This is a genomic window from Methanobacterium alcaliphilum, from assembly GCF_023227715.1.
Taxonomy (GTDB): Archaea; Methanobacteriota; Methanobacteria; order Methanobacteriales; family Methanobacteriaceae; genus Methanobacterium_E; species Methanobacterium_E alcaliphilum.
This window is the reverse complement of the sequence record NZ_JALKIF010000005.1, coordinates 167,540-175,496: the sequence shown is the minus strand read 5'-3', so window position 1 is coordinate 175,496 and position 7,957 is coordinate 167,540. Positions and strand designations below refer to the sequence as shown.

Annotated in this window: 9 protein-coding genes and 1 riboswitch; of the genes, 8 read left to right on the top strand and 1 reads right to left on the bottom strand. The window is 30.4% G+C overall.

The genetic code is table 11. The features are described from left to right. Positions 1-115: 115 nt before the first annotated feature. A riboswitch (FMN riboswitch) is annotated at positions 116-259 on the top strand. Between the two features lie 109 nt (positions 260-368). Beyond that, on the top strand, positions 369-1,031 hold the full coding sequence (gene ribB / locus MXE27_RS05415; protein WP_248611386.1) for a 3,4-dihydroxy-2-butanone-4-phosphate synthase: 663 nt from the start codon (positions 369-371) through the stop codon (positions 1,029-1,031). 139 nt (positions 1,032-1,170) lie between these two features. Next, positions 1,171-1,704, top strand: a complete 534-nt coding sequence (locus tag MXE27_RS05410; RefSeq protein WP_248611385.1) for a hypothetical protein — start codon at positions 1,171-1,173, stop codon at positions 1,702-1,704. Here MXE27_RS05410 and MXE27_RS05405 read toward each other — a convergent pair. Next, positions 1,701-3,920 carry an AAA family ATPase gene (locus MXE27_RS05405; RefSeq protein WP_248611384.1) on the bottom strand — a complete coding sequence of 740 codons (2,220 nt, stop codon included), beginning with the start codon at positions 3,918-3,920 and terminating at the stop codon, positions 1,701-1,703. The genes MXE27_RS05410 and MXE27_RS05405 overlap by 4 nt on opposite strands. Before the next feature lie 443 nt (positions 3,921-4,363). Between MXE27_RS05405 and MXE27_RS05400 the strand changes: the two genes are divergently transcribed. The 6 genes from MXE27_RS05400 to MXE27_RS05375 all read left to right on the top strand — a co-directional run bounded on the left by MXE27_RS05400 (position 4,364) and on the right by MXE27_RS05375 (position 7,797). Then, complete coding sequence (locus MXE27_RS05400) at positions 4,364-4,762, top strand: hypothetical protein (protein WP_248611383.1); 399 nt, start codon at positions 4,364-4,366, stop codon at positions 4,760-4,762. A gap of 14 nt (positions 4,763-4,776) precedes the next feature. Further along, positions 4,777-5,292, top strand: coding sequence for a hypothetical protein (locus tag MXE27_RS05395; protein WP_248611382.1), 516 nt, complete (start codon positions 4,777-4,779; stop codon positions 5,290-5,292). Beyond that, entirely contained in the window at positions 5,255-5,656 is a 402-nt protein-coding gene (locus MXE27_RS05390; RefSeq protein WP_248611381.1) for a nuclease-related domain-containing protein, read from the top strand. The genes MXE27_RS05395 and MXE27_RS05390 overlap by 38 nt, the downstream gene beginning before the upstream one ends. A 139-nt stretch (positions 5,657-5,795) precedes the next feature. After that, positions 5,796-7,106 (top strand): ATP-binding protein, encoded by a 1,311-nt coding sequence (locus MXE27_RS05385; protein ID WP_248611380.1) that lies wholly within the window; start codon positions 5,796-5,798, stop codon positions 7,104-7,106. A gap of 65 nt (positions 7,107-7,171) precedes the next feature. Next, entirely contained in the window at positions 7,172-7,465 is a 294-nt protein-coding gene (locus MXE27_RS05380; RefSeq protein ID WP_248611379.1) for a winged helix-turn-helix domain-containing protein, read from the top strand. Further along, positions 7,465-7,797: a DUF8036 family membrane protein gene (locus tag MXE27_RS05375; RefSeq protein WP_248611378.1), complete on the top strand. Its 333-nt coding sequence runs from the start codon at positions 7,465-7,467 to the stop codon at positions 7,795-7,797. The genes MXE27_RS05380 and MXE27_RS05375 overlap by 1 nt, the downstream gene beginning before the upstream one ends. Positions 7,798-7,957 lie beyond the last annotated feature (160 nt).

Genomic DNA, 7,957 nt, shown 5'->3' with positions numbered 1-7,957 from the left:
ATACACGGAACAATCAACTACCTACGACGCAAAATGCAAAACTGGACACAAAAACACGGGAAAAATATCAACCCCCAATAACTTTACAACCCCAAAAAACATAGATATTAAACTGACTTATTCTCAGGGCAGGGTGAAATTCCCTACCGGCGGTGACCATATTATGGAAGCCCGCGAGCGCTCCTTAATTTAAGGAGGTCAAGCTGATCTGGTGAAATTCCAGAGCCGACGGTTAAAGTCCGGATGGAAGAGAATAGATGTTTGATGATCTCAGAACATATTAATTTAATCTGAGGATATACATTAGACCAGTCTATATTTATTTTTGCCCTGATTCTGTAGTCACTCAAAAAGGAGGTTTTACTACCATGAATCAAAAATTACTGGCCCAATTTGGTAACTCACAAGAGAGGATGGAAAATGCTCTCAATGCCCTAAAAAATGGCCATGGCGTAATAGTTACCGATGATGAAGACCGTGAAAATGAAGGCGATATAATATTCGCTGCTGAAACACTAACTGAATCCCAGATGGCCCTATTAATAAGAGAATGCAGTGGAATTGTCTGTTTATGCTTGCCTGATGAAAAGGTAGATGATCTTGGCCTACCTATGATGGTTGAACACAATTCCAGTCCCTACCAGACTGCTTTTACTATATCTATTGAAGCCGCAGCAGGTGTCACCACTGGAGTATCTGCCGCAGATAGATTAACCACTATAAAAGCAGCCATTGCTGATAATGCTCAGAGTAAAGACTTAAATCACCCAGGACATGTATTCCCACTAAGAGCAAAACCAGGCGGAGTCTTAGAGCGCAGGGGCCACACTGAATCTGTGGTTGATATGGCTAGATTGGCAGGACTTAAACCATACGGCGTGCTGTGTGAACTTACCAATCCCGATGGAACCATGGCCAGATTACCAGAAATAGTTAGTTTTGCCCTAAAACACAATATGTGTGTAGTCACTGTGGAAGATCTGGTTAATTACAGGGAAATGAATGATAAAGTTTTCATTAATTCAAAATGAAATCATTTAATTTTTATTTTAAAATTACTATTCTTTTAAATCCATTTATTTTTTTATATATGATAATATAATAATCATCAATCAGTTTATAATAAATTATATTAATGTTATAAAAAATACTATGAACTAGAGTGATAAAATGAATCTTGAAGATTTAGATTTTGAAGATGTAAGAAAAATAATGGATAGTGAAATAAATTTAGATATTGGAAATGATAGATTATACATGAGTAAGCGATTAAAATCGGGCTATGAAGATAAATATACTCATTTATTACTAGATGCAACAGTTGATGGAGATTCAAATTCATTATCTCAATGTATTTTAAATGAAAACTGTTTATCTAGTATGGAACCTAGTGCTAGAAGTCGAACAGGCCAAAAAAAAGTTCCAAAAGATGCTCATATTACTTTAGCAGAAGGAGAATTTAACCGATTTTATATCCGTGCTTTGTGTATAAAAGCTATTGCTCAAAGATATGAATTGGAAATATATAGAGCTAAACATGTTCAAAGGCCAAGATCTGCTTCTCAAGAATTAATAGGAACTACAGTAAATCCCAATAAATTGCTCGAAGATTTAAGAAAAAATGTTGGTGTAGACACTGCACTAGGAATTCCCGCAGGTCCAAACTCTGGTTTAAGTGTGAGAATAAGAAGAAGATATGGTTAATTGGAATATAATTGTCCCGGATACCTCTCTGAAATAAAATCAACAACTACATTGCAAGCACTAATTAAATCATCTTCAGGTAAGGGTTGATAACGAACTTTACCATGAGATAAATCTTGTATTATTGAATGAATATAAGAATCACACTTAAGTTTAGGATTTTCAAATATAAATTTAGCAAGATTTTTGTTTCTGTTTTCAAAATGACAGATAGTTTCTAATACATGCCTTATAGAATTGGGAGTAGTATGGGAAGGTTTTTGATTACTATTGACTATTTCAATTATATCATTCAAATGATTTTCATAGGGTAGCATTAATTGATCATTCCAAATAGCAATGTCATTCTTTTTAAGAATATATTTTTGACCTATAATTCTATTACTCATTAATAAATTCATGAATTCTAAATTATGTGTTAAAATTATAAATCTATCAAAACTTTTTGGATCAAAATGTTGATTTATGATACTTATGCTCTGAGTAACTTTATAAACAAAATTAAAGTCCATGCTTGAAATTGGGTCGTCAATTACGAAAAATAATTTTTTATAATCATCTTCTTTCTGTATAATAGTATGAACAGAAGCAAGATAATAACAAAAAGCCACTATACCTTTTTCACCATCACTTAATACATGTGGCGCATTATTTGAAAGACTTTGATCCATAAAGGTAATACTAAACTCATTCTCATCAAAACTATATTTATCACTAAAGAAAAAGTTTAAAAAGTATTTCAGTGATCTAATAACCTTAGTTCTTTTTTTAATCTTAGATTTATTTTCTTTTTCTTCAATATCAAGCTGAAGTTCAGAAATCTTTGATTCTAGAACCTTATTTTTCGCAATATTTTCTTTTTGTTCCTTTAGAATGAACATATATCTCGCATTACAAATTTTTTTGTTTAATTTGCGTCGTTCAATACTAATTGAGTTTTTAGTTTTATTTAACAGAGTAATTTCAGTATTAGACCCTGAAAACTCTTTTTCTAATCGATTTAAAAAAGACATGACAAACTCAATTTGTTTCTCAAAATCAAAATTTGTAAACTCAATATCCATTTTTTTATGAATCAACATACTTTTTAATTCTTCAATTTTAACTAAAACTGAATCATTATTCGATAAATTTTTTAATTCAAAGTTTGAAGAAGGTAAATAATTATTAAGATTATTAAATTGGATATATACCTCATTAAAGATATTATAATGGTTTTCAATTTCTTCTTTTAGTAAATCTAATTTCTTAATCTGATTATCCATTTTTTTAATGGTTTTTGCTTCTGAATCTCCAATATACTTATTATATTTATTTATTAAATTAATAGCATCATTACTTAAAGATTGTTTACAAAAGGGACAGTGCTGATCTTTGAATTTGTATAAATTTATACCATGTTCAATAAAATCTTGTTTAGATTTTATATCCTCAACAAATTGTTTATTAAGATTAGATTTACTAAAAGACGTTTTCAACAAATATTCTACCTCATCAATCAGTGAAATGTCAATGTGAAATGAAAGTTCATTGATATCTTTTATTCCATCAGGCATAGCTTTTAATTTTTGATGATCCTCTTTAAGTGAATCAAAACTCTGTGTTTCCTTAATCTCAATATTTTGTATAACCTTATCAAAATTTACTTCTTTATACTCTTTAGTATTTTTACTTATTTTGAGATCATCTAATTCTAAAATAGCTTTTTGAATAGCATTATTCATTTTCTTATGAATTCGTTTTTGATCTTGGAGAAGATCATTAAGCTCTTTTTTTTCCTTAGTCACATCGATATTAGTTTTACCTAAAATATAACCCGAAATATTATCATCAGGTTTAAAATCAGCAGATTCTAAATTTTCACTAACATATTCTCTATTAAAAACATGAAACAAATAACCAGTATTATCTTTAATTAATGGTTTAGAATCTTTTTTAAAGATTATTTCAAGTTTTTTAGCAGATTGTTTTTTATGATCTATTTTAAAAATGAATTTACCCTTATTTTCATTTGTTGTTAATAAATGATTTGTTGATTTAACATTACACAAAGGAGAAGCTAACCTAAAAGCACGGCTAATGAAAGTTTTTCCTAACCCATTGTTTGCAAAAATTCCCATTTTGATTGAACTTGTTTTGTCGCTAAAGTTTAAATCAACGTGTGGGCCTAAATTTTTTAAATCTAAATTTATTTCAATCAGTTTATCCTTAGACATCATATTCCCCCCAAATTATCAATATTATTCGTAATATAATTAAAAACATGAGAAAGAGATTAAATAATGTTAAATTCTCAATTTTCAATCAATAGATTATTCAACATGATTTAGACATGTTGATTGTGGATTAAGATCATCACCATAAAGTTAAGGATATCTTTTTTGGATCCCTAAATATCAATCGTTTACTATTAAGTGCAGTTGACCTTGGCAATAACCTTATCCCGGTATGAAATTCACTCCATACTAATAAACTTTTCAACTTGAATAACAACCCATTAGGGCAGATTCACTATATCAATTGAATTTTATATTAATACAGCATATTTCAATTATTTATTATACAAATAATGTTTTTCTATATTGATGGAATAGTAAATATTAAATAATAAAATAAATGCAAATCTAATTAATAAGAATATATTCTGTTTGGGGGTTTTTTGATATATCTTATATGTAAAAGCTGTGGTTTCACCTATGAATTAGCATCAGATGAATCTATTGATGATTTTATTTCATGTGGTTGTGGGGGTAGATTGTATTATAGTGATGATGGTGCAACTATCTCCAAGAAATATAAAAAACAACTTTTAGATGATAAAATAGCCAAACGTATCCGAGACAATAAGTTTAAAAAAGTTGATAACAATTCAAATAAAAAATCTTTTTCTACGATTTTTATAAGTGCTATTATAATTTTTATCTTAATTTTTATATTCACTGCAAGATCATGGCGTATTTTCTCTCTGGAATTTCCCCTAAATATTTTCTTAATTTTAGGTGCTTTTATGGTATTTTTTATAGGATACGTGATGATAGAAAATTCTAACTTGAGATAAAAGGAATGATTATAATGCCCTACCTCATCTGTGATGAATGTGACCACTACTATGAAGTAGAAGATAAAGAAGATTTCACTCACTGCCAGTGCGGCCGTCCCCTTATTAAAGTCAATGAATTAAGTGAATTTTACGGTCCTGAAGTTTTAAGAGAAAGTATTAGTACTGGAAATACTTATACTGAAGAGAGGGCCTTTGATTACTATGAAAACCAGAATAAAGGAAAAAATTTAAAGATTATTGGTATTCTTTTAATCATATCCGGTTTAGCCCTTATTTTTTTCAACCTCATTTTCATAATCTTTACAATAATTGGTGTGGGCTTGTATCTATATTCCCAGTCATTTATTTCCATCAATGAACTAAAAGGTAAAGGATGGGCCAAGGGCCTTGAAGGAGAAGACATAGCTTCACATCATCTTAAAGAATTACCTCATGACTATTTTATTTACAATGATGTTAACCTGCTAGGTAAAAAAGGGAATATTGACCATGGTGGTTATTGGTCCCAATGGAATATTTGTAATTGAAACTAAAAATTACACAGGTAAATACTTAATAAAAGGAAATAACTGGTTCTACTATAAAAATGGCAAATATCATGAGACTAAAACTAACCCCGCAAAACAAGTTCTCAGAAATACCATGGAATTGAAGAGTTTTCTGGAGACTAAAGGAGTGGATAGTTCTATCTGGTATCAGGCCATTGTGGCCTTTAAAAGTTATAGTTTTAAGGTTTCAGGAAAGCCTAAAGCATATCGGGTTCTTCTTCCACAGACTGTGCCGGAGTATATTTTAAATCAGAAGAGAAACTATGATCTTGAAATATTAAAAAAAGCAGCCATTGAACTGGAACCTTATTGTGTAGAGCTTTCATTTCTTAATAAACAGTGATTGATAATTTAAAATTGATCTTTATAAACCACAACAATTTAAACTAAAATAGCCAATCGTAGTATTAAATGGTTTAAATCTTTATTTTCAATAAAAAGTTTCCATTTCACCATCAAGAAATTAATTATGAGGCAATTAAATGTATCGTTTAACATCTAAATTGGTGATTTACAAGAACATCAGTAAAGATAGCATATTATTTAGATTATCTAATATCTGCCAAAATTTCAACACAGGCAACTACATAAAAGAAGATCTGATTACAGAGATTTATACAGAAATCAATCGTCTGCTTGATATTTCAACACGTTATGGTTTTAACAAAAACTTATGGCATAATTATCTGGCTTTTGTTTTGTCCATGACTGAAAACCCTTTTACTCTTGTCTCAGAAAAAGTTGGAGCCAATGAAGGTACGGTTAATAAATTTGCCAAAAGTGACTTCCACATCTTCAAACAATTGTTTGATTATGATTTTTCCCCCATAGAAAAAGAACTTGATATCGACTGTTTTTCCATTATAACTGATTATGATGCTGTTGTAAAAAGTGAGCAGATTTTCAACAAAAGCGTGAGTGAAAAGGTTCAAAAACTAAGTAAATCTATTGAAAACTCCAAAAACAACCAGGAACTATATCAAATCATTACAGATTTCTACAAAGAGTATGGTGTTGGAAAACTTGGGTTAAATAAGGCTTTCCGTATTTCAACTGATGATAAATCCAGCCTCCTCTCTCCCATCACTGCAACCAGTGATGTGATTTTAGATGATTTGGTGGGTTATGAGTCCCAAAAGAGAGAACTTATGCAAAATACTGAGGCATTTGTTGAAGGGCGTAGGGCTAATAATGTCCTTCTTTATGGTGATGCCGGTACTGGAAAATCTGCAAGTATAAAGGCTATTTTGAATCAGTATTATAGTCGCGGTCTGCGTATGATCGAGATTTATAAACATGAATTCAAAGAGTTACCTAAAATCATTGCCGAGGTAAAAAACAGGAATTATCGATTTATTATTTATATGGATGATTTATCATTTGAGGAGTTTGAAATTGAGTATAAATATTTGAAGGCTGTTATGGAGGGCGGATTAGAGGCAAAACCTGAAAACGTGCTAATATATGCAACTTCCAACAGACGCCATTTGATACGGGAAAGCTGGAGTGATCGCTCAGATATCTCAGATGATGAACTGCACCTTTCAGATACTGTAAATGAAAAATTATCTTTAGCTGCACGTTTTGGTGTGACCATTGGTTATTATAATCCTCTGCGGGAAGAATATTTCAATATCGTCACCACTCTGGCAAGGCGGCACCCTGAAATCAAATTGACTGATGACGAACTGAGATTAGCAGCAGGTAGATGGGAAATGCATCATGGTGGAATGTCTGGGCGTACAGCACAACAGTTCATCGATTCTTTACTGGGAACTATTGATATAACATGATTTACCCACATATTTATTAATCAGTTGATTTGAAAACTATAATCAGAGTTTTAAAAGGAGTTCCTATGAATAAGGTATTTTTGTGGTGGTTAATTGCCGGCAGTAAGGGTGGGGAAAATCGTGCCAGAATTATACTTGAACTTAAAAATAGGCCTTATAATGCTAATAAATTAGCTAAAAAGCTTTCACTCGATTATAAAACTATTAGACACCATATGGATGTTTTAATAGAGAATAATCTGGTTAAATCTACTGGACAAGCTTATGGTGCATTGTATTTTCTCACTGATGAAATGGAAAAGGTTTATGATAAATTTTTAGAGATTTGGGAAGAATTTAAGGAAAATGAGGATAAATAATGCTAATGGAAACTAATTTATTTGGACTATCCAATATATTACCCAATTTATTAATACTAGTCAAATACTCTGCTTTAATTACAAGCCTGGCCAACATATGCCTTTTAGCAGGTATGTTCTATGTTTACATGGGAAGATACTTGAAAGTTAAGTCTAAATTCACAACAGTTCTAGTTTTATTTACCTTACTTTTCCTGATTCAAAACATTCTATTTTCAGTTTATTTCGCATTCAACGTTCCTAGTGTTCTAGTAAATTCTGTTATTTTATTAATTTTCTTAGGATTAGAATTTGCTGCTTTTGTACTGCTTTTAATGGTAACAAAAGAATAATTACTAATATTTTTTTTTATCTTTTGGATTGAATTTGGAGGCAAATCCCACAATAATGTGAGGAAAATTTGGAATAATTACTTTTAAGTGTTTAAACAAGATTTAAGTATAGAATAAATGATAGAACTATGAAAATCATTTACTAAATTCTAAATTAGAT

Bases quoted from the DNA above. Each gene is read 5' to 3' on its own strand.
- ribB (WP_248611386.1), top strand. From the start codon at position 369: ATGAATCAAAAATTACTGGCCCAATTTGGTAACTCACAAGAGAGGATG.
- MXE27_RS05410 (WP_248611385.1), top strand. From the start codon at position 1,171: ATGAATCTTGAAGATTTAGATTTTGAAGATGTAAGAAAAATAATGGAT.
- MXE27_RS05405 (WP_248611384.1), bottom strand. From the start codon at position 3,920: ATGTCTAAGGATAAACTGATTGAAATAAATTTAGATTTAAAAAATTTA.
- MXE27_RS05395 (WP_248611382.1), top strand. From the start codon at position 4,777: ATGCCCTACCTCATCTGTGATGAATGTGACCACTACTATGAAGTAGAA.
- MXE27_RS05390 (WP_248611381.1), top strand. From the start codon at position 5,255: ATGGTGGTTATTGGTCCCAATGGAATATTTGTAATTGAAACTAAAAAT.
- MXE27_RS05385 (WP_248611380.1), top strand. From the start codon at position 5,796: ATGTATCGTTTAACATCTAAATTGGTGATTTACAAGAACATCAGTAAA.
- MXE27_RS05380 (WP_248611379.1), top strand. From the start codon at position 7,172: ATGAATAAGGTATTTTTGTGGTGGTTAATTGCCGGCAGTAAGGGTGGG.
- MXE27_RS05375 (WP_248611378.1), top strand. From the start codon at position 7,465: ATGCTAATGGAAACTAATTTATTTGGACTATCCAATATATTACCCAAT.